The organism is Nocardia alba NBRC 108234, assembly GCF_001612665.1.
Taxonomy (GTDB): domain Bacteria; phylum Actinomycetota; class Actinomycetes; order Mycobacteriales; family Mycobacteriaceae; genus Nocardia; species Nocardia alba.
In genome coordinates, this window is the sequence record NZ_BDAX01000001.1 from 321,742 (window position 1) to 347,939 (window position 26,198).

The 26,198-nt window shown below is 66.9% G+C and carries 24 protein-coding genes; 12 read left to right on the forward strand and 12 right to left on the reverse strand.

From position 1 onward, the window contains the following. The first annotated feature begins 134 nt into the window (after positions 1-134). A complete protein-coding gene (locus NA12_RS01520) occupies positions 135-1,010 on the forward strand; it encodes an oxygenase MpaB family protein (RefSeq protein WP_243654864.1) in 876 nt (291 codons plus the stop codon). A gap of 72 nt (positions 1,011-1,082) precedes the next feature. Beyond that, positions 1,083-1,757 (forward strand): TetR/AcrR family transcriptional regulator, encoded by a 675-nt coding sequence (locus NA12_RS01525; RefSeq protein WP_067445088.1) that lies wholly within the window; start codon positions 1,083-1,085, stop codon positions 1,755-1,757. A 75-nt stretch (positions 1,758-1,832) separates the two neighbouring features. On the opposite strand, the gene NA12_RS01530 is transcribed toward NA12_RS01525, so the two are convergent. The 3 genes from NA12_RS01530 to NA12_RS01540 form a co-directional block, all read right to left on the reverse strand. Continuing rightward, positions 1,833-3,362 carry an aldehyde dehydrogenase family protein gene (locus NA12_RS01530; RefSeq protein ID WP_067445091.1) on the reverse strand — a complete coding sequence of 510 codons (1,530 nt, stop codon included), beginning with the start codon at positions 3,360-3,362 and terminating at the stop codon, positions 1,833-1,835. Between the two features lie 272 nt (positions 3,363-3,634). Beyond that, a complete protein-coding gene (locus tag NA12_RS01535) occupies positions 3,635-5,422 on the reverse strand; it encodes a hydroxysqualene dehydroxylase (protein WP_067445093.1) in 1,788 nt (595 codons plus the stop codon). Further along, positions 5,415-6,836, reverse strand: coding sequence for an NAD(P)/FAD-dependent oxidoreductase (locus NA12_RS01540; RefSeq protein ID WP_084472285.1), 1,422 nt, complete (start codon positions 6,834-6,836; stop codon positions 5,415-5,417). Before NA12_RS01540 ends, NA12_RS01535 begins: the two co-directional genes overlap by 8 nt. Positions 6,837-7,039: 203 nt before the next feature. Here NA12_RS01540 and NA12_RS01545 point away from each other — a divergent pair, with 203 nt between their 5' ends. Beyond that, positions 7,040-7,678, forward strand: a complete 639-nt coding sequence (locus NA12_RS01545) for a TetR/AcrR family transcriptional regulator (RefSeq protein ID WP_067445096.1) — start codon at positions 7,040-7,042, stop codon at positions 7,676-7,678. A 41-nt stretch (positions 7,679-7,719) separates the two neighbouring features. On the opposite strand, the gene NA12_RS01550 is transcribed toward NA12_RS01545, so the two are convergent. Next, complete coding sequence (locus NA12_RS01550) at positions 7,720-8,898, reverse strand: AI-2E family transporter (RefSeq protein WP_243654865.1); 1,179 nt, start codon at positions 8,896-8,898, stop codon at positions 7,720-7,722. 125 nt (positions 8,899-9,023) lie between these two features. Here NA12_RS01550 and NA12_RS01555 point away from each other — a divergent pair, with 125 nt between their 5' ends. From NA12_RS01555 to NA12_RS01565, 3 genes are all read left to right on the forward strand, one after another. After that, a complete protein-coding gene (locus NA12_RS01555; protein ID WP_067445098.1) occupies positions 9,024-9,662 on the forward strand; it encodes a TetR/AcrR family transcriptional regulator in 639 nt (212 codons plus the stop codon). Then, positions 9,659-11,251, forward strand: a complete 1,593-nt coding sequence (locus tag NA12_RS01560) for an MDR family MFS transporter (RefSeq protein ID WP_067445100.1) — start codon at positions 9,659-9,661, stop codon at positions 11,249-11,251. Before NA12_RS01555 ends, NA12_RS01560 begins: the two co-directional genes overlap by 4 nt. 129 nt (positions 11,252-11,380) lie before the next feature. Further along, positions 11,381-12,640: an MFS transporter gene (locus tag NA12_RS01565; protein ID WP_067445103.1), complete on the forward strand. Its 1,260-nt coding sequence runs from the start codon at positions 11,381-11,383 to the stop codon at positions 12,638-12,640. Positions 12,641-12,652: 12 nt separating this feature from the next. Here NA12_RS01565 and NA12_RS01570 read toward each other — a convergent pair whose 3' ends face one another. Continuing rightward, positions 12,653-13,849: an AI-2E family transporter gene (locus NA12_RS01570; protein WP_084472287.1), complete on the reverse strand. Its 1,197-nt coding sequence runs from the start codon at positions 13,847-13,849 to the stop codon at positions 12,653-12,655. 196 nt (positions 13,850-14,045) lie between these two features. Then, on the reverse strand, positions 14,046-15,881 hold the full coding sequence (locus NA12_RS01575; RefSeq protein ID WP_067445255.1) for a glycoside hydrolase family 15 protein: 1,836 nt from the start codon (positions 15,879-15,881) through the stop codon (positions 14,046-14,048). 219 nt (positions 15,882-16,100) lie between these two features. Here NA12_RS01575 and NA12_RS01580 point away from each other — a divergent pair, with 219 nt between their 5' ends. After that, positions 16,101-16,292: a hypothetical protein gene (locus tag NA12_RS01580; protein ID WP_067445105.1), complete on the forward strand. Its 192-nt coding sequence runs from the start codon at positions 16,101-16,103 to the stop codon at positions 16,290-16,292. Here NA12_RS01580 and NA12_RS01585 read toward each other — a convergent pair. Together NA12_RS01585 and NA12_RS01590 are read right to left on the reverse strand one after the other, a co-directional pair. Next, entirely contained in the window at positions 16,282-17,283 is a 1,002-nt protein-coding gene (locus tag NA12_RS01585; protein WP_067445107.1) for an AraC family transcriptional regulator, read from the reverse strand. The two genes, NA12_RS01580 and NA12_RS01585, sit on opposite strands and share 11 nt — an antisense overlap. 196 nt (positions 17,284-17,479) lie before the next feature. Further along, positions 17,480-17,968, reverse strand: a complete 489-nt coding sequence (locus NA12_RS01590) for a MarR family winged helix-turn-helix transcriptional regulator (protein ID WP_243654866.1) — start codon at positions 17,966-17,968, stop codon at positions 17,480-17,482. Between the two features lie 114 nt (positions 17,969-18,082). On the opposite strand from NA12_RS01590, the gene NA12_RS01595 reads away from it, so the two are divergent. After that, complete coding sequence (locus NA12_RS01595; protein WP_067445109.1) at positions 18,083-19,210, forward strand: NADH:flavin oxidoreductase; 1,128 nt, start codon at positions 18,083-18,085, stop codon at positions 19,208-19,210. Positions 19,211-19,228: 18 nt separating this feature from the next. Here NA12_RS01595 and ilvD read toward each other — a convergent pair whose 3' ends face one another. The 4 genes from ilvD to NA12_RS01615 all read right to left on the reverse strand — a co-directional run bounded on the left by ilvD (position 19,229) and on the right by NA12_RS01615 (position 23,582). Next, positions 19,229-20,920, reverse strand: coding sequence for a dihydroxy-acid dehydratase (gene ilvD, locus NA12_RS01600; RefSeq protein ID WP_067445111.1), 1,692 nt, complete (start codon positions 20,918-20,920; stop codon positions 19,229-19,231). 81 nt (positions 20,921-21,001) lie between these two features. After that, positions 21,002-21,952, reverse strand: coding sequence for a fatty acid desaturase family protein (locus NA12_RS01605; RefSeq protein WP_067445115.1), 951 nt, complete (start codon positions 21,950-21,952; stop codon positions 21,002-21,004). A 144-nt stretch (positions 21,953-22,096) separates the two neighbouring features. Beyond that, a complete protein-coding gene (locus NA12_RS01610) occupies positions 22,097-22,426 on the reverse strand; it encodes a hypothetical protein (protein ID WP_132369827.1) in 330 nt (109 codons plus the stop codon). Between the two features lie 493 nt (positions 22,427-22,919). Continuing rightward, positions 22,920-23,582, reverse strand: a complete 663-nt coding sequence (locus tag NA12_RS01615) for a TetR/AcrR family transcriptional regulator (RefSeq protein WP_067445121.1) — start codon at positions 23,580-23,582, stop codon at positions 22,920-22,922. Between the two features lie 138 nt (positions 23,583-23,720). On the opposite strand from NA12_RS01615, the gene NA12_RS33460 reads away from it, so the two are divergent. From NA12_RS33460 to NA12_RS01630, 4 genes are all read left to right on the forward strand, one after another. Further along, positions 23,721-23,945, forward strand: a complete 225-nt coding sequence (locus NA12_RS33460) for a hypothetical protein (RefSeq protein ID WP_132369828.1) — start codon at positions 23,721-23,723, stop codon at positions 23,943-23,945. A gap of 199 nt (positions 23,946-24,144) precedes the next feature. Beyond that, a complete protein-coding gene (locus tag NA12_RS01620) occupies positions 24,145-24,882 on the forward strand; it encodes a hypothetical protein (protein WP_084472288.1) in 738 nt (245 codons plus the stop codon). Between the two features lie 108 nt (positions 24,883-24,990). Next, entirely contained in the window at positions 24,991-25,350 is a 360-nt protein-coding gene (locus tag NA12_RS01625; protein ID WP_371855965.1) for a hypothetical protein, read from the forward strand. Positions 25,351-25,363: 13 nt separating this feature from the next. Then, positions 25,364-26,065 carry a TetR/AcrR family transcriptional regulator gene (locus NA12_RS01630; RefSeq protein ID WP_165914796.1) on the forward strand — a complete coding sequence of 234 codons (702 nt, stop codon included), beginning with the start codon at positions 25,364-25,366 and terminating at the stop codon, positions 26,063-26,065. Positions 26,066-26,198: the final 133 nt, after the last annotated feature.

Below are 26,198 nucleotides of genomic sequence, written 5' to 3' on the forward strand. Positions count from 1 at the left end.
ACTGAGGGTGCGGTGGATCCGCGGGGGTTCCGCTGAGTCGATAAGTGGAATATCATCTCAACGTGTCATTGCCTCAGGAGTTCTCGACGGCTCGGAGGCTTGTGGAAGATGAGAGGCGCAGGACTATGGGTGAAGTGGCAGCGGTAAGCGGGCGTGTGACGGCAGGCGATCGCGGCGAGGTCCTGCGGTGTCGATACGGCACTGTCGACGATTTCGATATCGAGCGATTTCTCGACGGGATCGGCGCCTTCGCCGGGGCGGGCGCGAATGTGATCGTGCAGCTCGCGAACCGGCCGGTGGGCTACGGCGTCGTGGAGAGCACGGTCGAGTCCGGCCGCGCCGACGTGCACCCGTGGAAGCGATTGCGCACCACGCTGACCTACATCGCGGTGGCGATGCTGGGCACCGAGGACGACCGCAACGTGTACCGCGAGGCGGTCGGCAGCGTCCATCGCCGCGTTCGTTCGTCGCCGGGCGCCGAGGTGAAATACAACGCGTTCGACCCTGAGCTGCAGAAATGGGTCGCCGTCTGTCTGTGCTGGGGAGTCATGGATATCCACGAACGCCTCTACGGGTCGCTGGACAAAGACACCAAGGAGGTCTTCGTGCAGTACGGGGCCAGGTTCGGCACCGGCTTGCAGATGCGGCCCGACATGTGGCCCGCCGATCTGGCGGAGTTCGAGAGCTACTTCGAGGCGGGGCTGGCGAGCATGCGGATCGACGACGTGGTCGCCGAATATCTGCGCAAGCTGGTCGGTATGCGCAATGTTCCCCGGCCACGCCGAGTCGCCGATTTCCATCGTTTCGCCGTCACCGGACTGCTGCCCGAGTCCATGCGCGCACAGCTCTACCTGCCCTGGACCGACGAGCAGGAACGGCGGCATCGGCTGACGTTCCGCGTCCTCGGCGCCATCTACGGACGGTTGCCCGTCCGTGCCCGCATCCTGCCGTACTCGACCATGCTGTGGGACATGCGGCGGCGCGGGAGACTCGGCCGTCCGCTGGTCTGACAGAGTCAGAGGTTGCGAGCTATCGGCAGACCACATTATGTTCGGGCTCTTGTCAGCTGAGGGGAATGGGATATGGCCGAGTCGATCAGGTTGCTGGCCCGGATTCGCGGACACGTCGGTGTCGAGCGCGATAATGCCGATGTCCTGAACGGCGCGTTGGCCGCGTTTCTCGACTTCGGGATCAAGCGCACCAGCATGGGGGAGGTGGCGCGGCGCGGCGGGCTGTCCCTGGCGACCCTGTATCGCCGGTTCGGTGGGAAGACCGACGTAGTTCAGGCGGTGGGGCTCTGGCAGGTCCGCCACCTGCTCGAGCAGGCCGACGCCTCGATGCGGGTGCAGGCCGAGAAGGGCGCCAGCGCAGAAGACCAGATCGTGGAACTGTTCGTCGTCTTCGCCCTCGGCCTGCGCGACAACCCGTTGCTGGACCGCCTGCTCGCCACCGACGCCGCCACCGTACTGCCCTACCTCACCACCAGCGGGGCGCCGGTGATCGAGCTCGGCCGTGACTTCCTGGCCGAGTTCATCACTCGCCTGCAGGAGGCGGGCAAGCTTCCCGCCTACGATCCGCTCCCCGTCGCCGAGTTGGTGGCTCGCACCGCGCTGTCGCTGGTGCTGACGAGGCCGACGGTCATCCCGCTCGACGACGAGGCGGCCGCGCGCCGGTTCGCCCGTGATCACATCGCACCCGGATTCCGTCCGTTGGACACACCCACCGACACCCGTGCGACCGACACGGAGCCGCGCTGAGTTCTTCGCGCGGGCACCGACAGCCGCTCGCCCCGGGTGAATATGTCTCGCATATTCACCCGGGGCGAGACGCACTCACTTGCCGAAGCGTCGCCGACCGCGAGCGCCGGTCGCGCGCATGGCATTACGCATGAACCCGAAGTTCTTCAGGCTGTACGGGTACCAGACGAGTTCGGACTTCTGCGTCGGCAGCGCCGGAGCCGTGATCGCCTGCTTGCGGCAGTACTTGCGCACCCCGTCCACGCCGCCGAATCGGTAGCCGGTGCCCGACTGACCCCAACCACCGTGGGGGAGTGCGAAATTGAACAGATTGATGGTGGCGTCGTTGATGTTCACGGCGCCGACGGTCAATCGCCGGGCGATCGCCTGGCCACGCGACTTGTTGCCCGTCCACACCGAGGCCGACAGTCCGTACTCGGAGTCGTTGGCGAGCCGGATCGCCTCGTTCTCGTCGGCGACCTTGATGACCGGGATGGTCGGGCCGAACGTCTCCTCGGTGATGCACGACATCGAGTGATCGACGTCGACCAGGACCGTCGGTTCGAAGAAGTTCCCCTCGCCGGTGGCCTTTCCGCCGGTGAGCGCTCGCGCGCCGCCGGCGAGCGCGTCGTCGACATGGCGGGTGACGATGTCGAGCTGGGCCTGGTTGGCGAGCGGGCCGACATCGATGTTCCCGCTGCGGTCGTCGCGGCCGAGCCGCAGCGTCTTGACATGAGCCACAAGCTTGTTCACGAACTCGTCGTACACCGGCGCCTCGACGTACACCCGCTCCACCGAGACGCACAGCTGTCCGGCGTTGGTCAGCGCGCCGAAGGTGATGCCGTTGACCGCGCGGTCGAGGTCGGCGTCGGCCAGCACGATCGCCGGGTCCTTGCCGCCCATCTCGAGGCTGTAGGGCCGCGTGCGTTCCGCGCACGCGACCGCGATGCGGCGCCCGGTGTTGCCGGAGCCGGTGAACTGGACGAAATCAGCGTTGTCGACCACCGCGGCACCGGTCGCGCCCGACCCGGAGACCACCGTGAACACCGGCGGCGCGCCGATCTCGGCCCAGCCGCGGGCGAGCACGAGCGGCGTCAGCGGGGTCACCTCCGACGGCTTGAGCAGCACCGCGGCGCCCGCGGCCAGCGCCGGAACGAGATCGGAGGTGGGCATGGCGAGGGGGAAGTTCCACGGCGTGATGATGCCGACCACCGGATAGGGCGTGTAGGTGGTGGTCAGCTTCTTGACCCGCATCAGCGGGGTGTGGGGGCTCACGGCGGTGTCGGCGAGGAACTTCGCGGCGTTTCGCGCGTAGTAGCCCAGGAGATCGACGGTGAACGCGACCTCGACCTCGGCCTCCACCCTGGGCTTTCCCGATTCGTCCTGAATCGAATCCGCCAGCTCGTCGGCATGGTCGAGCACCCAGTCCTGCAGCTTGAGCAGCCACTGTTTGCGTCCGGCCGCGCTGATCGACGCCCACCGTGGCTGTGCCGTGCGCAGCGCGGCCGCGGCGGCGGCGACCTCCTCGGGGGTCGACACGGCAACGGTGCCGACCAGTTCTCCCGACGCCGGGTTGCGAACAGTCAGTTCGTCGGCAGCGACGGTGGGTGTGGCGGAATCAGACACTTGTTCTCCTGGGTAGCCGTATCGGTCTACTGACCACTTTAGACAGGGTGAGAAGGTTTGTATATCACTCTGTCAGGAGGTTTTGTCGGTTTCGTCCAAACCGACCCTGGACGTTCTGGTGTGGTATTGCACCGCAATGAAGTGGTGTCAGCGTGCACCAGAAATCGCCGATGGTCAAGAGGTCGACCGAATGAACGCCACCTGCGTCCGCCGCAACGGCAGGTCCATCGTGCGTGGGACACTGCCGTTGCGGCCGATCGCGGCTGGGTGGTTCAGCCGTCGAGCAGGTGCGGAAGACCGGCGCGGAAGCGATCCGCGTCGATGGCCTTGGCGGCGGCGAACGCGGGCAGCGAGACCAGCGGGAAGATCTGGGCGCGCGGGCTCGGGTCGTCGGCGGCGTCGAGGATGGCGTTGGCCGCGGCGCGGCCGGATTCGTTGGCACCCTCCATGGTGGCCAGATCGATGTGATTGCGCACGTGATCGCCGCCGAAGTAGAGGTTGGGAATCGCGCAGTGCGCGTCGGGGCGATTGTCGTAGGAGCCGACCGTGTTGACCAGCAGCGGGGTTTCGTTGTGAATGGCACCGCCGGACCAGGTGATGCCGGGGTCGAGATGCCAGGAGTGGATGTCCTCGTCGCGCAACCAGTCGGTGCCGGTATTGAGCCAGGCTTTGAGCTGAGCCCAGGTCTCGATGGCGATTTCGTCGGCCGTGCATTCCTTGGCGGTGCGGCCGAAAAGGATTCCGGGTGTGTCCCAGTCGGAGATGTCGACCGACAGACACTCCAGCACCGAGCCGTCGCCGTAGGTGGCGGGAAAATCGCCCACCCACATGGGCGCTTGGCGCAGGGCGGTCAGTGCCCAGGGAGAGCCGAGTGCGGCGATGTGTCCTTCGGGGATCTCGGTCGGGCGGCGCAGGTAGTACTGGATGCCGACCATCCAGTCGGTGACCAGGTTTCGCATCCCGCCCAGTCGTGGATCGGCGTCGATGATCGCGTCGTCGAGCAGGTCGACAGCACGATCGACCGGCATGGCGCACAGGTAGTGATCGGCGGTCACCGCCGTGGCGCCACTCCGTCCACTGACCGTCGCCGAGGCGATGCGACCGCCGGCCATCTGCAATGCGGCAAGGCCCTGTCCCATGACGAAACGGACGCCGAGCCCGCGCAGGTGTTCGACCCACGGATCGATCCACGCGACATTGGTCGGACGGTTGAGGATTCGGTCGACCCCACCGGAGAACTGCGGAATAGTGCCGGACGCGGCGAGGACGAGGGCCTCGCCGATCGTGCCGATGGTTCGGGCCGAGCTGGTCTGCGGTTTCGCGGCGACGGTGATCCGGGTGAGCGCGTTCACCAGGTATTTCCGGTAGGCGGGTGACTTTCCCTCGGCCTGCATGATCTGTTCCCAGGTCACGTACTCCCACTGACCGAAGCGACGTTCGGTGCTGGAGGTGAACCACACCACCATCTGTTTGGCGAAGAACGCCAGCTCGTGTGGTGGCAGGTCGGGGATGAAGCCGAGCGCGCCGATGATGCTGTTCTGCACGAGTTCCGGGGTCAGCTGACTCAGCCCGCCGAGCTCGACGGGGGCGAAGATCGGCGGCAGGCCCTGGAAGCCGGCGACCGTACCCTCGACCCGCACGAGGTTGTCGCGTACGCCGTTCGGGTTGCCGGGGAACGGGATTCGGCTCATCGTGTCGGGAACATGCTGATAGCAACCGGGGAAGAAGCGAAACCCGTGCTCACCCGGCAGGTTCGCGCGACCGGGTGACGCGGTCCCCGGCACGTCCATGCTGCGGGCCTTGCCACCGAGGAACGCGGGCTCGTAGACGGTGATGTCGTAGCCACGCTCGGCCAGTTCGTGCGCGGCGCTGAGCCCGGCCATCCCGCCGCCGAAGATCGCCACCGATTTGCCGCCGGAGCGTAGTAGCGGTGAGCGCCGGGCGGGGGTCGCCGCGGCGGTCGGGGCGGTCACGGCGAGCGCGCCGCCGAGGACGAGCCCGGCGCGCAGCGCGGTGCGGCGGGTGATCGGTGCTGACAACGGTGTCGGCTGATCAGACATGGTGTTCTCCTGGACCTGCGGTGGTGAGGGTGACGTGCGGGCTCGGCGATGTCGTGGCAGTAGCGGCGTCGCCACGCAGCGTCGTGCGCGTGGTCCGCCATTCGAGGGTCGAGTCGCGGATCTCGCGCGCCACGTCGGCCAGGACGGCGGGCAGGTGTGCCCACTGATGGACCGAGGCGCGCACCGCGAGACCGAGCGCGCGCGACGGGGTGTACAGGTCGGCCGGTCGGTGGGTGCGGGAGAAGATCCCCGCGGTGATCTGTGCCAGCGCCGGATCGTCGGCGGCGCTGCGATAGAGCTCGATCTCCAAGGGGCGCAGAGTTTCCCCCCGGGCCAACCGATTCGTCCAATAGAAGATCTCGCGGCACTCGACGACGCGACGGCGCTCCCACTCCGCCACGGCCGCGTCGAGTGCCCGGGGATCGTCCAGAACGTCGCCGACCGACTCGGCGAGAGTGCGGCCGTAGTGCAGCGCGTCGCGGATACCCTGCGCGGTGACGGGATCCTTGAAATGTCCGGCGTCGCCGGGTAGCGCCCAGCCCGGGCCCGCCGAACGCCGGAAGTACGAGGAAATGCCGGTGGCGGAACGGATCCGGCCCACCTGCTCGCAGCCGCGCAGGCGGTAGGTCAGGTCCGGAATCCGGGCCAGCGCCTCGGTGTAGCGGCGTTGCGCCGCGCCGGGACCGCGTCCGGCTTCGCTGACCGCCGGCGGCTGCACGAGGCTGAGCACCAGGCCGTCGTCGCAAGGGAAGGCGGTGCCGAGGTCGGCGCCGACCCGCCACTGGGCGGCGATATGACGTGGGGCGTCGGCGCGGTCACGCCAATACGCGAAGTAGCAGTCGCGCCCGCTGGGCACGGTCAGAAACGGCTGGTCGGCGCCCACCTCGCGCGCGATGGTGCTGCGCCGCCCGTCGGCGCCGACCACGAGCGCCGCGCGGATCTCTCTGGTCCGGCCCTCGGCGTCGAGGTATCGCACACCGGCGCAACGGTTTCCGTCCCACACCACCGAGGTGACCCGGCTGCGTGGGCGCACGTCGGCGCCCGCGTTCACGGCGGTGCGGGCCAGCACCGCGTCGAGTCCGGTGCGGCGCACGCACATCGCGTAGTCGATGCCGTCGACCGAAGGGTAGCCGGAATCGACGCCGTGGCCCGCGGCCTGCGCGTAGGCCGTCGTCAGCCGCGGCGCGCCGAGAGCCTCGACGGCGGCCAGTGCGTCGAGGTGCTGGAGTTCGGCCAGGCCGGCCGGCCAGAGCAGATGGGTGGACAGGGTGTCCGACGGCAAGGTGGCGGCGTCGAGCACGACGACAGCGCGGCCCGCTTTCGCGAAGGTCGCCGCGGCGGCCGATCCCGCGCAGCGGGCCCCGACTACGACGACATCGGTCCGTTCAACGGCGGTGACGGGGGAATCGACCATGAGAACCACCTCGGCCACTGAGTCTCGGACAGTGTGTCCGATTGATGATGAGGTGGGTCGCGTTCAGGTGTCAACAGTCAACCTGGACAGGGGGATTGCCACCGCTCGCACCCCGCCGCCACAGCAGTCGGCCGGTCTGCGGGCACAATGGGTCACATGGTCAATGCCAGCGCGCCTGTTGCGGTATCGGCGACGGAGCGCCGATGCCCTCGCTGACCCGTGTCCCGCGAACCGCCCGCAAACCCACCGATGACCGGCGGGCGGAATTCGAAACTCGCGTGCTCGCCGCGGTGGAAGACCTGCTGGCCGATGGGACCCCGTTCACCGAGATCGCCGTCCAGAAGATCGCCGCGGCCTCCGGGTCGGCGAGATCCACCTTCTACCGCTATTTTCCGGACAAGAGCAGACTGCTGATCCGGATGGCCGAGTTGGCCACGACCGATCTGTTCGCCGCGGCGGAGTCGTGGTGGAGTGCCGAGCACACCGATCAGCAGACCGGAGTCGTGCTGGCGATGCGCGCGATGATCGGCGGCTTCCGCGACCATCGCTATCTGCTGCTCGCACTCACCGAAGTAGGTTCCTACGACCGCGAAGTCGGCGCCTACTGGCGCGCCAGGGTCGCGACCTTCGCCGAGTTGGTACGGGTGCGGCTGGAGACCGAACAGGCGGCGGGTCGGGTCGGCCGACAGCTCGACCCCCGGGCCACCGCGCTGATCCTCACCTCGATGGTCGAACGCACGATCTCGGTCGCCTTCGCCGCCGAAACCGGTGTCGGCGAGGACGCCTTGGCCGAATCGCTGGGGCGGGCGATCTGGCTCGTCATCTACGGGGACGCACCGTAGCTCGCGGCGCATGGTCACGGCCCGGTCGGCGACCCCTGATCTCAGCCGGACTGATCGTCGCCCTTCGGAGCGACAACCTTCTCGACCGCGGGGCGCGCTCGCTTTCGGCGCGCTGTCGTCCGTTCGATTCGCGGATCCTCGTTCACCGCATAGTGTTTCACGTACTCGGACAGGAATGCTTGCACGGTGGCCGTGGCCGGGATGGCCAGCAGCGCGCCGACCGCGCCGAGCAGCGCGCCACCGGCCAGCACGGCCAGCAGTGCGATCGCGGCGTTGACATCGACGGTGCGCGCGGTGATACGCGGCTGCAGGAGATAGTCCTGGAACCACTGGTAGATCACCGCGAACACGATGATCCATACCGCGTCCATCGGATCCACCGTCAGCGCCACGAAGATCGGCACGATCGCGGCGATGTAGGTGCCGATGGTCGGGATGAACGCGGAGATCACGCCGAACCAGACCCCGAGGGCGATGGGGTTGGGCAGGTGCAGGATCCACAGGAACACGCCGTGCGCGATCGCGGAGACGATCGCCAGCAGTAACCGCGAGAACAGGTAGCCGCCGGTCTTGTCGATGGCGAGGTCCCAGGCGTGCAGGAAGGTCTGCTGGCGGGCGGGCGGCAGCAGGGAGCAGACGGTGCGCCGCACCTTCGGGCCGGCCGCGGTGAGATAGACGCTGAACAGCGCGATAGTCGCGACCTTGGCCAAGCCGCCGAGGACCGTGGCCGACACCCCCCAGGCGTTGTCGGCGGCGGTGTGCGCGTAGCTCTCGAGCAGGTCGGATTCGCGCAGTAGCCGCTGACTCAGGTCGTGGGTGGTGAAGTGTTGGCCGAAGGTGTGATTGACCCAGTCGACGCCCTCGTTGAGCAGTCGTGGCGTCTCGTGGGCCAGGTTGGTCGCTGTCTGCACCAGCAGCGTCACCAGCGCGGCGAGAAAGCCCAGCACGCAGGCGAAGGTGGCGACGAACACCAGGCCGGTGGCGAGCCCGCGCGGCACGCCGCGGCGCACCAGCAGCGCGACGGCGGGTTCCATCGCCAGCGCGACGAAGAACGCGACGAACATGATGATCAGCAGGTCGGTCAGCCGGTGAAACGCCCAGTCCGCGAGCAGGAACAGCCCGAAGAACACCAGTGCCAGCACCATCGCCCGTGGTAGCCAGGTCGGCATCCTGCTCCGGGGGAGCGCCTGCTCGACGGTGTCCTCGGGGTCGATGTCCACGCCTCTCAGTGTCGCCCCGGATCGGCTGCTTTCCCGGCATCGACGCGGGCAGACCTGCTCCGGAGGTTCGGTCGGGAAATAGTTGCAGTTTCTGAAATATTGCAGTTTGTGCTACTTTTTTAACCGTGACGCGAGAGTCGGTCAAGCAGGCCTCGGGCGGTCTGCGGGAACAGAAGAAGCAGCGAACCCTGCTCGATCTCTGCTTGGCCGCACGGCGGTTGGCGGTCGAGCACGGGCTGGACGCGACCAACATCGACGACATCGCCAAGGCGGTGGGCGTCTCGCCACGCACCTTCTTCAACTACTACGAGACCAAGCTGGACGCGGTGGTCGGCCCGATCGGCGAGATCGGCACGCCGCAGGCTCGACGCGAATTCATCGCGGGCGGTCCGACCGGGGTGCTCATCGAAGACCTCACCTGGCTGCACGCGGCCGGCTTCCAACCGGAAAGCGAAGTGCGCGAAGGCATCTCGCTCGTGACCGAACTGGTCATGGCCGAGCCGAGAGTGCTCGCCGCGTTCATCGCCTCCGGCGCCCGGATGGAGGCCGCCATCGCCGAGCTCCTCACGGCCCGGCGCGGGGCCGACGTCGACCCCGAATTCGCCTCGCTCACCGCGGGCATCATGACAACCATCACCATGCGGGCGGCGATGTCGCTGGCCGCGGACCCGCAGGGGTCGCTGGCGGCAGCGCTGCACGAGCACTGCGCCATGGCCGCCCGGCTGTTCCGGCCGGACGACAGCACAAGGGAGACGCTCCGATGACCACCACGGCTGACTCGCCGCCCACCCCGATCGTCCTGACACAGAAGCGGATCTGGCTGATCTTCTCCGCGCTGATCGCGGGCATGTTCCTGGCCAGCCTCGACCAGATGATCGTCGGCACCGCCATGCCGACCATCGTCGGCGAACTCGGCGGCGTCTCCCACATGGCCTGGACCGCCACCTCGTACCTACTCGCCACCACCATCGTGATGCCGATCTACGGAAAACTCGGCGACATGTTCGGCAGGCGGTGGTTGTTCCTGTTCGCGATCACCGTCTTCACCGCGGCGTCGATCGGTGCCGCGGCCGCGACCGGGTTCTGGGAGTTCATCGCGTTCCGTGGTCTGCAGGGCGTGGGCGGCGGTGGTCTGATGATCCTGGCGCAGGCCATCATCGCCGATGTGGTGCCCGCCAAGGATCGCGGCAAGTACATGGCGCCGATGGGCGCCGTCTTCGGCATCACCTCCGTCGCGGGCCCGTTGCTCGGCGGGCTGTTCGCCGACCACCTCGACTGGCGGTGGTGCTTCTGGATCAATGTGCCGATCGGCATCGCCGCGCTGTTCATCGCCTTCCGCTACCTGAGCATCCCCAGCCACCGACCCAAGTTCCGGCCCGACTACCTCGGCATCGTGCTCATGTCGAGCGCCACCACCTTGCTGATCCTGATCACCGACTGGGGCGGCAAGCAGTACGCCTGGGGCTCGACGGTGATGGTGTCGATGATCGCCGCCCTGGTCGTGGTGGTCGCGGCCTTCGTGTTCGTCGAGTCGCGGGCACAGGAGCCGATGCTGCCGCTGTGGCTGTTCCGCAATCGCACCTTCGTGCTCACCTCGCTGATCGGATTCCTCGTCGGCCTGGTGATGTTCGCCGCGATCGGCTTCATCCCGACCTACCTGCAGATGGCCACCGGAACCTCCGCGTCGGTGTCAGGGCTGCTGCTGATCCCGATGATGATCGGCATGATGCTCACGCTGATCACCTCGATGAACGTGATCACCAAAACCGGTCGCTACCGGGTGTATCCGCCGATCGGCGCCGCGCTCATCGCGATCGACATGCTGTGGCTGACCCGACTGGACGCCGCTACCTCGATGTGGCTGGTCTCGGCCATGCTGTTCGTCATGGGTGCCGGACTCGGCCTGATCATGCAGATCATCGTGCTCGTGGTGCAGAACGCGGTGGCACCCGACCAGATCGGCACGGCGACCAGCGCCAACAACTACTTCCGTGAGATGGGCGGCGCGCTGGGCATCGCGATCTTCGGTTCCATCTTCACCAGCAGGTTGACCGAGAACCTCACCGGCGCCTTCCAGGCGAACTGGCAGGAAGCGGCGGCGGCGAGAATCGACCCGAGCGCGTTGATCCCCTCGGTGGTCAAGAACCTGCCCGACAACCTGCACGACGCGATCGTCAGCGCCTACGTCGACGCGCTGGTTCCCGGATTCTGGTACCTGATCCCCGGTGCGGTGCTCGCGTTCGCACTGGCGCTGTTCATCCCGCATCTGACCCTGTCCGACGAAGCGGGCATGGTCGCGCGCGGTGAAGCGGTGATGGCCGAGGTGGACAAGGACCTGGTCGAGGAGAAGTGAGCTCCGCTGGAGCTCGCTGACCAACGAACCCCCTTCTGCGCGGGGTCCGTTGGTCAGATCGGCACCGGCGACTGATAGGCGTCCGTTTTCCGCCGGATCCGAGGCGGTGCGATTCCTATCGTCGGTTCCATGGACACCGAACGGATTACGGAGATCTCGGCCACCGCGTTGCGCGTGTCGGTCGTGTGGTTCATGGCGCTGGCCGCCGCGCTGGCGACCGCGAGCGTCTATCTGCTGCAACCGGCCGTCGCCGAGGTGGCCGGATCGTTGGAGACCTCCGCGGCGGTGATCGGTACCGCGTTGGCGGGTGGCCCGATCGGCTATCTGGCGGGGTTGGTACTGCTGGTGCCGCTGGTGGACCGGTTCTCCCCGCGAACTGTGGTGGCGGCGCAGTTCGCGGCGCTGGCACTGGCGTCGATCGCCGGGGCTGTGGCCCATTCTCCGATGGTCCTGGGGTTGGTCATCGGTGTCGTCGGAGCGGGTTCGGCGGTCGGAGCTCAGTTGAGTTCGGTGGCGGGGCGGTTCGCGGCGCCGCGTCGGCGGGCCACGGTGCTGGGAATCGTCACCGCGGGCATTTCGTCGGGGATCCTCGCGGGGCGCATTGTCGGTGGCTGGCTCACCGAGGTGATCGGCTGGCGCGCGATGCTGTTGGTGTTCGTGGTGCCCTGCGTCGTGGTGGGCGCGGTGTCGTATTTCGTCCTCCCCGCAGCGCGCGGCCGGGCAGCGTCCGGATATCTGGACACGGTGCGGGGGATGCCGGGGCTCTTCGCCCGATTCGCCGCGCTGCGCTGGGCGGCGGTGCGAGGCGCGCTGTGGTTCTTCGCGTTCTGCGCGGTGTGGGCAGGTCTCGCGGTGGTGCTGTCGCAGCCGCCCTATTCGTTTTCTCCCGAACGAATCGGCCTGTATGGCTGTGCGGGGCTGGCGGGCGTGCTCGCCACGAGGATCGCGGGCAGCTGGACCGATCGGGTCGGGCCGAGGACGGTGATCCTGGTGGGGCTCGCGCTCGCTCTGGGCTCGGTCGTCGCTTTGTCGGTCGCGCTGTCGAATACCGCGGCGACGCTGGTCTGTCTCGGCCTGTTCGATGCCGGACTGTTCGCCGCGCAAGTCGCCAATCAGAGTGCGGTGCTGGCCATCGACTCCCACGCACCCGCCCGCTTCAACAGCGCCTACATGTCCGTGTACTTCGTCGGGGGAAGTCTGGGTACGGCGTTCGGGGCCGCCGCGATCGGCTGGGTCGGCTGGCCCTGGCTGATCGTCGCCGCCGCGACGGCCACTGCCGCGGCGGGCCTGATCGCCCTGGCCGATCGAGCGCGCGGCGGTGCCGGCTCGTGCGGTATCGAGGTAGGCGACGACGATCGGGCTCGTGCGGAGATCTCGCGCGGACGCTGAGCCGAAGGCGCGCTAGGTGCTCGGGTCGGGCGCCGCGCCGGAGTCCGATGCCGGCGTTGCCTGGTCGACATCGGGTTCGGCGACGGCGGGCTTCGTTCCGGTGGCCGCGTCGATCTGCTCGCCGATATAGCGGATGATCACCGCGATCATCGCGACGACAGGCACGGCGAGGAAGGCTCCGGTGATGCCGTAGAGCGAGCCGCCCGCGGTGACGGCGAGCAGCACGATCACCGCGTGCAGTTCCATGCTGCGGCTCTGCAGCACCGGTTGCAGCACATTGCCTTCCAGCTGCTGCACGGCGATGACGACGCCGAGGACGATAAGCGCTGTGGTGAGCCCGTTGCCGACCAGCGCGACGAGCACGGCGAGCGCGCCCGCGACGAACGCGCCGACCATCGGGATGAATCCGCCGATGAAGGTGATCACCGACAGCACCAACGCCAGCGGCACATCGAGGATGAACAGCGCCGCGCCGATGAGGACGGCGTCGACCATGCTGACGATCGCCTGGGTGCGGATGAATCCACCCAGGGTCGCCCACACCCGCTCGAGGACGGCCTCGACGTGGCGACCGCTGCGACTGCCGAACACCTGATGCATCCAGGGCAGAAAGCGAGGGCCGTCCTTCAAGAAGTAGAACACCAGCACCAACACCAGGAACACGGTGATCAACACCGAGGTCGCGGTGGACACGCCGGTGAACACGCCGTTGGCGATCTGCGCGCCGCTGGATTGGAGCCGTCCGATGATCGCCTCGACCGCGGAATCGAGTTGCTCGTCGCGGATGCGCAGTGGCGGTCCCTGAATCCAGTGACGTACCTGGTTGACCCCGTCGGTGGACTTGTCGGCGAGCTGAGGCGCTTGATCGGCCACCGAGGGCACGATCAGCGCGACGACGCCCGCCATCAGTGCGACGAACCCGAGCAGCGTGATCGACGCGGCGACCGCTGGCGGCACTTTGCGCCGGGTCAGCCCGCGGGTCAGTGGCCACAGGATCGTTGTCACCACGATCGCCAGCGCGACCGGCAGCAGCACCACCCACAGGCGGGCGGTGATCGTGCCGAGTACCCATGCGCCCACCGCGATCGCCACGATGCACAGCGACCACTTGGCCAGCCACAGGACGCCACTGCCGATCACATCACCGCGCTCACGCGTCGGCTTGTCGTTCGGTTGTGCCCCACTGGGTTTCTCCACCGGCCCGCTCACGCCGTCAGTCTGGCACGCCACGGCGTCCACCGGAACTCGTCGGTGCACCGACTCCCGGATTTCCCCAGGACCGGGGCCGTGGGACTCGTCGGGCGCGTGACAGCCGCCACCACCGCCGCGCCGAGCTATGCGGCTGTGCCCGAGCAAATTGGCATGGTGTGCACAATTGCATGACGTGCACGGTGAGATGCCCGGATCAGTCCGACGGCGGCTCGGCCTCGGCGCGATCGAGTTCTTCGTCGAGCGCGATGGCGGCGGCGATCAGGGCCAGGTGGGTGAACGCCTGGGGGAAATTGCCCAACTGCTCGCCCGAGGGACCGATCTCCTCGGCGAACAAGCCGACGTGGTTGGCATAGGTGAGCATCTTGTCGAAGGCGTAGCGGGCCTGCTGTACTCGACCGGTCCGGGCGAGGGCCTCGACATAGAGGAAGCTGCACAGGTTGAAGGTGCCCTCGGTGCCGCGCAGGCCGTCCGGTGACGCCTCGGGGTCGTAGCGGTAGACCAGGCTGTCGCTGACCAGCTCCTTGTCCATCGCGTCGAGGGTGCTCAGCCACATCGGGTCGGTGGGGGACAGGAATCGCATCCGTGGCATGAGCAGCAGTGAGGCGTCCAGGACGTCGGTGGCGAAGTGCTGCACGAACGCTCGGCGTTTCTCGCTCCAGCCGCGGTCGATGATCTGGCGGAAGACGGCGTCGCGTTCGGCGGTCCAGCGGACCACGTCGGCGGGCCGCGACTGCGCGGTCGCCATCCGGATGCTGCGGTCGAACGCCACCCACGTCATGAGCCGGCTGTAGGTGAATTCCTGTCGGCCGCCGCGGGTTTCCCAGATGCCCTCGTCGGGGCGATCCCAGTTGTCGGCGAGCCAGTCGACGAGGCCGCAGAATGTTCGCCAGCCGGCGATGGCGGCCATGTCGGTCCCCTGCGCCAGCGCGTCGGCCGCCTCGCCGTAGATGTCGAGCTGGATCTGGTCAGCGGCGCCGTTGCCGACCCGCACCGGCGCAGAGCCCTGGTATCCCTCCAGGTGGGGCAGCGTCGTCTCGTCCAGGTGCGGGTCGCCGTCGACGCGGTACATGATCTGCAAGGGCTCGCCGGAGGCGGTGCCGCCCGCGTCGACCCGGTCGCGCAACCAGCGACGGAACGCGAAGGGCTCTTCGGTGAAGCCGAGGTCGCTCAGCGCCCGCATCGTCAGTGAGGCGTCCCGGATCCAGGTGTAGCGATAGTCCCAATTGCGTTCGCCGCCGATCTGTTCGGGCAACCCCATGGTCGCGGCGGCGATCGGCGCGCCGGTCGGGGCGTAGGTGAGCAGTTTCAGGGTGATCGCGGAGCGATTGACCATGTCGCGCCAGCGTCCGCGGTAGGTCGACGAGCGCAACCAGGTCTGCCAGAAGCGACGGCACTGGTCGAATTCGCGCGCGATCGTCGCCCACATCGGCGCCGAGGTGAAGTCCGCGCCGGGAGGAGCGGTGGTCAGCACGACCGCAGCTCGTTCACCGGCGGACAAGGTGAATCGCGCGGTGATATCGCCGCCGTCGGGGTGCAGTGCGATCGGGTCGGTCGATTGCAGGTGCAACTCGGCGATGTCGGAACGGAAGACGGCGGTTCGTTCGTCGACCCGGTCGAGAGTGTGGGTGGCGCGTGCGTAATCGAACCGGGGGCGGCACTCGAGCGTGAACGTGAAACTTCCGCGCACCACGCGCGCCACTCGCACCAATCGGTGCCGTTCGGCGGGTTCGGTGCCGCGAATCGGCTCCATGAAATCGGCGACTTCGCCGACGCCGTCGGGCCCGGAGAACCGCGTCAACAGGATGGCCGTATCAGGCAGGTACAGCTGCCGGATGGTCACCGCGTTGCTGGTTTCGACCGCGAGCGAGCAATATCCGCCCTTGTCGCTGTCGAGCAATGACGCGAACACACTGGGTGAATCGAAGCGTGGCGCGCACCACCAGTCGATGGTTCCGGCCGCGGAAACAAGTGCCGCTGTCTGGAGATCGCCGACGATGCCGTGATCGTCGATCGGCGGGTACGTGGTCACGAACGCTCCTCGCCTCGGACCGCCGTTGGTGCGGTCGGCGAGTTTCAGCCAACCACCCGACGACGCTGTCGGCCTCATCCGGAACGGATGAACCCCGTACCTCGGCGAGCAGGTTGGCGTGTTCGGCACGAGGTTGGCGCGTTCTGTTCTTGTCGTGGGCACTGAACAGGTTCGACACTTACTGTTCGAAATGGTCGGGATGGACGATGGGAGTGTGCGGTGCCGATAACAAAGGAAAGCGCCACCGTGTATGTGATTTCCGCGCTGGAGTCGAAGGGAACCGCGACCCGCGATGATTTCGACGTAGCCGGCATTGTCTCCACGTTTCGCGATCTCATCGACGGCTGGGACTTCCGCCTGTTGGAGCGGGATACGTTCTGGCGGATCGCCTCGACCTACCTCAGGACGTGACGTTGGGGCCCGGTCGCGAACCGGCCGACCAGCGCCGGGCGGCCCGGCGCAGCGAGCCCGCATCGGAGTAGCCCAGCAGTTGCGCCTGCTTCGTGCCGCTGAGCTCGCCCCCCGGCGACGCGCGCGCCAATCGTGTGCTGCGGGCCCGATCCAGCTCGGCCCGCCAGGTGGTGCCCGACTCGGCCAGTCGTCGCTGCAGGGTGCGGGGGCTGATGGTGAGGATCTTGGCGACGCTGTCGAGGGAGACCACCCCGCCCTCGATGGCCTCGTCCAAGGCCTCGGCGACCCGAGATGGCCACGCGGAGGTCAGGGTCGGCGGCGGTGCCAGGGCGGCAGCCAGTGGTTCCAGTACCGCAGCCAGGACCGGATCCGCTGTGGTCAGGGGCAAATTGAGGTCAGCGGACCGGAAGGTCATCGAGTCGGTGGCCGCGTCGAACTCCAAGGTGGCGGAGCCGAACACGGCACGAAAGCCGTCGACGCTCGGGGGAGCGGCCTGGCGTAACGACACCCGCACCGGGTTCAACGGCGCGTCGACGACCCGGCGCGCGCGACTCAGGACGGCCGACAGGCCCCACAGCTGGGTGTGGTCCCGTCCTCGGCCTTCGCCATCGAACATCTCCAGGTACAGGGTGGACTCGTGTTCGTTGTCAGCGACCAGGTCGAACCGGTGATTGGTGGTGACCGCGGTGATGTAGGGCCCGCAGGTGGCCAGCCCGGAGCCCAGCGTCGGTGCCGAGGCGAACAGATAGTCGTAGAGCCCGAGGCTGGACAGTTCGTAGCGCCGGGCCACCTGCAGGGCGACGTCGGGACCCAGGCGGTGTTCGCCGACCTCCCACAGCCGGGAGAACGTCGCGCTGGGCAGGTGCACGTCGTGGCCGGTCATCGTCCAATCCGGGACCCCGAGGTCGCGAATCAGCTGCGCGCGATCGAGCCCGGCCGCACCGAGCTGGGAAATGACGAAACGGTGCAGCAAACTCTGGTCGGTAGCCATGACGTCTCCTCGTGGCAGCATGCCGATCTGCGAACGTCGACCTCAACCGTGGCGTCGACCGATCGGGAGAGTCCGTCGGTGAACGCCGCGGTGCTTCGCTATCGGCACCTCGTGTGTGATCGGTTCTACCAGGTCCGCGCAGGTCGCGAGAGAATTCGCGATTCTGGTCGAGAATCGTGGCGGGCGCCGTGGCGCATCAGTCGGCCGGGGTGTCGGACGTTGTCGTTTCCGATGCCACGCCCTGATGGGATGTTCGGCCGGGTTCGGGGACGAAGACGCGCGCCAAGAGGGCGAACAGAGACTGCCGGTCTCGATCGCTGAGCTCGGTCAGGCCGGCCTGGGTGGCGTGCATCTTGGCGCGGATCGCGTCGGTGACACGCTCGCCCTCCGGCGTGATGACGAGGTGGGTCACGCGCCGGTCGGACGCGCTGGCCTCGCGACGCACGAGGTCGCGCTTCTCGAGGCGGTTGATGATCCCGGTCACATTGGACGCGTCGCAGGACATGATCTCGGCCAGGGCGCGCATCGCGACCGGTCCGCGCCGCAGGACCGTCAGGGTTTTGCCCTGGCTCGCCGTGAGGTTCTCGCTCGCCGACGCCACGGTGAAGTCCCCGTAATAGACACCGAGCGATACCGAGAGCAGCTCCATGAGCTGAGCCGTATCGACGCGCGGAGCTTCTTCCATGTGGGTCAGCTTATCCGCAGAAACTTGACTATCTCAAATATTTGCCTCTAGCGTGTGGGCATTGCTTGAAGTTCTCAACCTTCGATGTTGTCAAGTAGCTCTGAGGAGTATCCAGTGATCGTCACCCAGTCCGCGGCCTCCCGCACGGCCGAGATCCTGTCGCGGCCCATCACGCTGAACGGCCTGACCGTCCCGAACCGGATCGTGATGGCGCCGATGACGCGGATGTTCTCGCCCGGCGGCGTGCCCGGTGACGATGTGCGGTCCTACTACGCCCGTCGGGCTGCCGCGGGCGTCGGCCTGATCGTCACCGAGGGCACCTATGTGGGCCACCCGTCGGCCGGGCAGAGCGACCGCGTGCCGCGGTTTCACGGCGAGGAGCAGCTGGCCGGCTGGGCGAAGGTCGTCGAGGATGTCCACGCGGCGGGCGGCACGATCGTGCCGCAGCTGTGGCATATCGGCATGGTGCGCAATCAGGGCGAGCCGCCCTATGCCGACGCGCCCGCTGTCGGTCCCTCCGGCATCCGCGTCGACGGCACCGAGGGCGCCGGCCAGGCGATGACCCAGCGTGACCTCGACGATGTCATCGGCGCCTTCGCCGAGGCCGCCGCGGCGGCCGAGCGCATCGGTTTCGACGGCATCGAACTGCACGGCGCGCACGGCTACCTGCTCGACCAGTTCCTGTGGGAGCGCACCAACCGCCGCGACGACGGCTACGGCGGTGACGCGGTGGCCCGCACGAGGTTCGCGGCCGAGATCGTGGCTGCCGTGCGGGCGGTCGTCTCGTCCGACTTCCCGGTGATCTTCCGCTACTCGCAGTGGAAGCAGGAGGCCTACGACGCCCGCCTGGCCGAGACCCCGCAGGAACTGGAGGCGATCCTGGCCCCGCTCGCCGCGGCCGGCGTCGACGCGTTCCACGCCTCCACTCGTCGCTACTGGCTCCCCGAGTTCGACGACTCGGATCTGAACCTGGCGGGCTGGACCAAGAAGCTCACCGGCAGGCCGACGATCACCGTCGGTTCGGTGGGCCTCGACGGCGACTTCCTGCGTGCGCTCGCGGGCAAGGGTGCCGAGCTCGGAAGCATCGACAACCTCCTCGACCGCATGGAACGCGACGAATTCGACATGGTCGCCGTCGGTCGCGCCCTGCTCCAGGACCCGGAGTGGGCCTCCAAGGTCCTGGCGGGGCGCATCGACGAGGTGAAGGCCTACGACGGGGCGGCGCTGAAGACGCTGAGCTGAGTTACCGCTGTGGCGCCGTCAGCCCGTGACGGCGCCGTGCGCGGCCGAACTGACCAGCTTGCGGTACTTGGACAGCACCCCCGAGGTGTACCTGGGCGGCAGCGGCTCCCAGCCGACCTTGCGGGCGGCCAGTTCGTTCTCGTCGATCTCGACATCGAGGCGACGGTTGGCGACATCGAGCACGATCGGGTCGCCGTCGCGGACGAAGGCGATCGGGCCGCCGTCCACCGCTTCGGGGGCGACATGGCCCACACATAATCCGGTGGTGCCGCCGGAGAACCGGCCGTCGGTGAGCAGCAGCACATCCTTGCCGAGGCCCGCGCCCTTGATCGCGCCGGTGATGGCGAGCATCTCGCGCATGCCGGGTCCACCCTTGGGGCCCTCGTTGCGGATGACGACGACATCACCGGCCACGATGGTGCCGTCCCCGAGCGCGGTCATCGCGGCGCGTTCCCCGTCGAACACCCGAGCCGTACCGCGGAAGACGTCGGAGTCGAAGCCGGCGCTCTTCACCACGGCGCCCTCAGGTGCGAGCGAGCCGTGCAGGATCGTGAGTCCGCCGGTTCGATGGATCGGGCGGTCGAGGCGGCGGATGACATCGCCGTCGAGTCCGAGTTCGATATGGGCGAGATTCTCGGCCATGGTCGCGCCCGTTACGGTCAGCACGTCACCGTGCATGAGACCGGCGTCCAGGAGGGCCTTCATGACGACGGGGATGCCGCCGACCCGGTCGACATCGTTCATGACGTAGCGGCCGAACGGCTTGAGATCGCCGAGGTGGGGCACCTTGTCACCGACCCGGTTGAAGTCGGCCAGCGTGAGGCCGACCCCGGCCTCGCGGGCGATGGCCAACAGGTGCAGGACGGCGTTGGTCGACCCGCCGAGCGCCATGACGACGGTGATGGCGTTCTCGAACGCCTCCATCGTCATGATGTCGCGGGCGGTGATGCCCTTGCGCAGCAGCCCGACGACAGCTTCGCCTGACTTCTCGGCGAAGTCGTCCCGGCGACGGTCGGGAGCGGGCGGCGCGGCCGACCCCGGCAGGCTCATGCCGAGCGCCTCGGCCGCCGAGGCCATGGTGTTGGCCGTGTACATGCCGCCGCACGCGCCCTCGCCCGGACAGATCGCCCGCTCGATACGGTCGACCTCGGCAGGGGTGATCAGACCTTTGAGACACGCGCCGACAGCTTCGAACGCGTCGATGATCGTGACGTCCTTGCCGTCGATATTGCCGGGCAGGGTCGAACCCGCGTAGAGGAAGACGCTCGCCAGGTCCAGTCGCGCGGCGGCCATCAGCATGCCGGGCAGACTCTTGTCACACCCGGCGAGCAGTACCGAACCGTCCAGGCGCTCCGCCATCATCACGGTTTCGACGGAGTCGGCGATGATCTCGCGGCTGACCAGCGAGAAGTGCATCCCCTCGTGCCCCATCGAGATGCCGTCGGACACCGATATCGTGCCGAATTCGAGCGGGAATCCGCCGCCCGCGTGGACTCCGCGCTTGACCGCCTTGGCCAGCCGGTCGAGCGACAGATTGCACGGGGTGATCTCGTTCCAGCTGGAGGCCACACCGATCTGCGGTTTGACCCAGTCCTCATCACCCATGCCGACAGCGCGGAGCATGCCGCGCGCGGCGGTCTTCTCGAGTCCGTCGGTGACGTCGCGGGAACGTGGCTTGAGGTCGACGGGCTGATCGGTGTCGTGTGCCATAGCGCAAGCCTACGAGGCGGGGTCGAGAAATCGCCACGACGACGCAGCGACGAACAGTGCGAACTCAGCGCGCGGGGGAGATCAGCGGGGGAGCTGACCCTCGGTCGATGCGATCGGCCCGCGAAGCTGACGGGCGACCGCGCGGAACCACCCGAGGTGGTAATGACCGCCTTCGGTGTCGAAACGGGAGCGCAACTCGTACCAGCGCAGGCCGGGATGGCGATGGTGCACATCGTGCAGAGTGAAGCTGAGGGTGCACCGTTCGAGGATGCGCGGCAGCCGCAGATTCATTGCCGCTCTAGGTGATTCGAGGTCGGTGCCATAGTGGTAGGCGTTGTCGGACAGTGAGATGATGAGGGCGCGGCCGCCGATCGCGGCGAGCAGCATCCAGCCGTGCGCGCCGTAGGCGAGGAACGCGGCGGCATAGATGACGCCGATCGCGGCGGCATCGGTGCGGAACTTGCTGAGAACCGCCGGCTGGGCGAGGCGTTCGAGTACGAGACCGCCGACCGAATCCGGTGCTTCCACCCGGCGTGCCAGCGCGCGAATTGTTCGCTCCGGCATCGGCGCGAGCAGCAGTGCGATCACCTCGAGCAGGTACAGACCGCCGAACAGTTTGAGATAGAACAGCACAGCGGCCGCTCGCCGACTGGTTCTGGCCGGGTCGTAGATCTCGCTGCGCTCACGGACCCGGCTGTACCGATGATGGAGCAGGTGACCCACTTTCAGCATCGCGAACGGCGACCCGTACACCACCGCCAGCACGCGTCCCACGCGGTCGTTGTGTGTCCGATTCCTGAGCAGCGATCCGTGAACGGCCTCGTGGATCAACGACCAGAACGGCGTCGTGGTCAGCGTCAGCGGCACCAGAGTCCAGCCCCAGGCGGTCGCCCGTGGGAGCAGTACTAGCGGGATCACGAACAGTTGGGTGCCGCCGATCGCCAACGCCGCCACGATGAGTCGCACGTTCACCAGGTCGGCGCCGACCGTTCGGGCCGCATCGGAGGGGCGCGGGGTACGAGTTCGGGTCATCGTGCAGCGTCGCTCCGGGTAGATCAGGCAAACTCCCCCCATCCTGACATCGGCGCACCCGGTGCGACAGGCGAGTTGGCGTCGCGAACCTGGTGTTCGCCGACAATTCAGCAGTGATGCACGCGAATCCGTTGGGGCGCGACGCTAGGTGTTGCGCTGATCAGGTTCGGTATCCGGCTGCAACGGGAACAGGCTCATGGTCCACGCGGCCACCGCTGTCGACCCCAGCACATGGAGCAGGTAGATCGTGCTGACCAGACCGATGCCGTAGTCGCGCATCCACGCGCCGAGCGGGATCAGCGCCACGAGGTCGAATCCGAGCATGAGAAGCGAGAACAGCAGGGCGGGCGCGGCCCAGGCCGGCGGGCCCGGTTCGGCGGATGATTCGGCCGGGGGCAGGTACTCGAACGGGTCGTCGATGGCCATGTTGTCCTCACAGGCGAAGCCGGTGGTGCGGCTGGAGCGGGTCGACACCACGACGGGTGTCCGATGGCTGGACGCTGCGTACTCGCTGATCTGTCACATATTCGAGGTGGCGGACGGCCCGGATCGGCGCGTGAGGTGAAAATCTCGGCATCCGCAATCGATCGGCAACGCGCACACAAGTGCTGTCACGCGGCAGCGCCCGGCCCTCGGAACCCGGTCGCTTCGCGATGCGGCAAACCCGGGTCCGATCGCATCGTTGGTCGGTACGAATCCGGTGTGGTCACGGATTCGTAGCCGATGGCAACAACAGGAGCGTGCGGTTCGCCGGCCTTCTGGTTGCCCGGCGGGGCCGCACACTCAGCGCGACAGAACACAACGACGCGATCACGTCAGGTTCGCGCCCTCGGCAGGACGCAAACATGGGCAACCGGAAAACGCCTGGTTATCGCGGATTCCTATTTGATCTGATACCCACGGACCGCCGGATCGTGCGCTCCCGTACTCGGTTGGTGGTGAGGTGGTAGCCGACCCGGATGTCTTCTCATGGTGTCGCCGCAGGAGCGGTTTCGGGAGCTGATCGACTTGGGGCGTTGTCGGCGACGGTAGCCCAGGTCCTGATCGAGGGGCCGAGCCATCGGTGGAGGTATTCGCGCAGTTGGTCGGGGGTGCGCGTGGGGCTTTCCGTCTGGTCGGACAGGAATGACTGGACGATCCGTTGGATCCATTCGACAAGCTCGTCGAGGGTGCTGGAATCGATGGTGGTCCGTGTCCAGTCGACGGATGTTCGTTCGACCAGCAGGGCGCGTGCGATCGCGCGCGTGGTTTCGGAGGTAACTGTGCGCAGCAGGGTGTGGGTGGATTCCTCGAACATCAGTTGCAGGTAGGGCTGCGAGGGCACCTGCGTGATGATGAACGTGACGCCTTCTACGGCGGCTTCGGCGAGGTCGTCGAAGGATCGAAGGTGGTCGCCGAGTTGATCGAGGAACTCCCGGGTGCCTTCGACCGCCGCCGCTTGCAGGAGTGTGGCAGTGCCCTCGTAGTAGCGGTACACGGTGGCGCGACTCAACCCCAGCGAGGACGCGACGTCGGAGATGGTGGTGCGCGCACCACGGCGTTCGACGCAGCGGTGGGTGGCCTCGAGGATCCGAGCGCGCGCTTCGTCATCGGTTGCCGGTGGATGGCCTAGCCAGCCTGTTGTGCGCATACGTCGAATCTATCGTCTCGACGGTCCGGGCCGATGCTGAGCGGGCGGTAGGGGTGGTCGCCGCGCGGGGCATCGGCTGAGATCCGACGGCAGTCGCGGGCCTTGTTCCGAAGAGCCCTGGACAGCAGGAGATACAACATGGTAAACCTGTATCGCCTGTTATTTTCCGGCCATGAAGGGAATTTGACACGGCGTGCCGAGATCGAGAATTCACGGCATGCCGCCATCGAGCGTGCAGATTGTGTAAGTGCGCTCGATACCGAAGTCCTCTGTTTGCGCAACCCTATCTTCGACGATGCCGTCTATGGCGGTGTTCGTTGGTTTACTTGTGGGCTGTGCCCGCAGTGCGGAGGCGAACTGTGACGTGGCATGTCTCTGAATAGAGTCGGTGTTGCGCGAGTTGCTCTCGGCACTTCAAGAGGAATCGGTCGATAGTGCAGAACTATTGGCGATCGATGTATTCGGCTCCGGAACGGTGAGTGTCTCCGGTCGCTATCAGCTGCGCGCCGGAAAACGTTTCGTCGCGCTTCGAGTCGTAATTCAGGAGTTGGTGAGGACTTTCATGAACTTGTCGATATTCAACCGACAGTCGGGTGAGAAACGGGCGGACTCGCCGCCGGGGCCGGGTGGTTCGGTGTCCTACGATCAGCATCTGGACGAGTCATCGGCAGCTCAACGCGAGGCCGACCGGTGGTTGATCGTGGGCACGGTGCTGATGGGCACGTTGGTGCTGGGTTTGATCGGGCTGCCGATCTTCCTGCGGGGATTGTGGCTACTGCGGCGCGCTCAGCAAGCGAATCTGTCGGTGCGCCCCATGATCGTGACCGTAATCGGGTATCTGGTGATCCTGGACGCCGCGATCAACACCGTGGGATGGGTACTGGATATCTTCGCCAGCCACAGCCTGGTGAATCGGGTGTTCTTCACCGGTTGGGGCAACTTCTTCGATGCCGGGTATTTCTGGCACTACAACGAATTGTGGATCGGTGGTGCCGGTGCGCCCGGAGAGAAGTCGTGGGAGATCGCAAGTATCTTCATCGTATTCCCGCTGCGGATCGCTGCCGCGATCGCTTTCCTTCGGATGCAGCGCTGGGGTCATCAATGGCTGATCGTCACCTGCTGGTTCGGTGTGGTGATGTGGGTCGGATATATCGCGAATATGACCATTTATGCGGACCTGCGGTACAGCGGGACGGTGCTTCCGGTATTCGGTTGGTGGCTCTACGACATCTGGTACATAACGCCTTTCCTGGCCATTCCCTATCTGCACACAGTCAATCGTGAGATCTTCTCCGACTGAAATTCCCCGCGAAACACGGAGACACAGAAAATGACCGATCAAAGCAGCAGTCGAACTCCGGAGCAGGACACTTCGCTTCCGGCCGGCACCACGCCGACGTTCGCTCGAATGCACAAATGGCTCCAACGGGCGATCATGGTGTGCCTGTTCGCGCTCGTCGTGGAGGGCTCTCTGACCGTTCCTGCGATCGCGATCTGGTACGGCTACCCATCGCTGTCGCTGACCGAGATCTGTAGCGAGCTGATGAAGGTGCGCTACTCCGACGATGCGCTCGAGTGCGAGTTCCCCTATCCGTTGTCCGGCCCGCCCTTCGGCGGCGCGCCGGAAGCTGCGAACCAGACCACCGCACGCGATGAGTGGGGAATACAACCGAAACCGGACTACGAACGAATCGGCTTCCGCGAACTGGTCCGCAACCACGACGAGCGGATCGCCCGAGAGAATGCCGCGAAGTCGCCGCCTCGGTGACACCAGCCGCCCGGTGACACCGGGCCGGAACAACCAAGACGTCAGCAGGTCCGGTCGCGCTCGTGAGATTGTCGAGCGCGGCTCGATCCCAGTGCTGAACTTTGAGGATCGACACATGAGCACGGTCACGATCGCGGCCATTGCAGGCTCGCGGAGACTCCGGCAGATCAAGACCCGCGAGCGACTTTTCGAAGCGGCGGTGGCGCAGTTCGGGGTTGCCGGGATGGCCGCGGCCGACCTCGGCGAGATTGCCGCGGCGGCAGGCGTCGCCCGCGCGACGTTCTACTTCCACTTCCCGAACAAGGAGCACATCCTCCTCGCGTTGGCCGACCGCGAGGAGGCAGCGATCGCGCAGAGCCTGCGGAGTTCGGTTTCGGCGCCGCGGGATCTGGCGACCTCGTTGGCGCGAACCATCGATCTCGTGCTCGCGCTCGAGAGCCGGTTCGGCACAGCGTTGTTCAGGGATCTCATGTCGGAGCGTTTCATGTCCGACCGCCGATCCCAGCGATGGCCGCAGTGCCCGGTCGTCGCCGCCGTAGCCGCGATCATCGAAAGCTCTGCCGCGCAGCGGAAGATTCCCGCGCATCAGAGCGCGATGTTCTTCGTCGATGGCCTGTATGGGCTGCTGGCGGTCACCGGCGAAGCCAGGCAGCTGCGTCACGCGGTCCTCGACAGCTACCTGCTGACCACCGTACGAAGTCTCGAAGCCCGATAGGCGGGCACCGGTCCTGGTCGTGGGCATCACGATTCGGGCCGATGACACGATCTGGAGTGAGAAACATGTGGCAGGAAATTTTTCGCCTGACGGTGTGCTGGGGCGCGATGATCGCGATCGTCGTGTTCTGGTA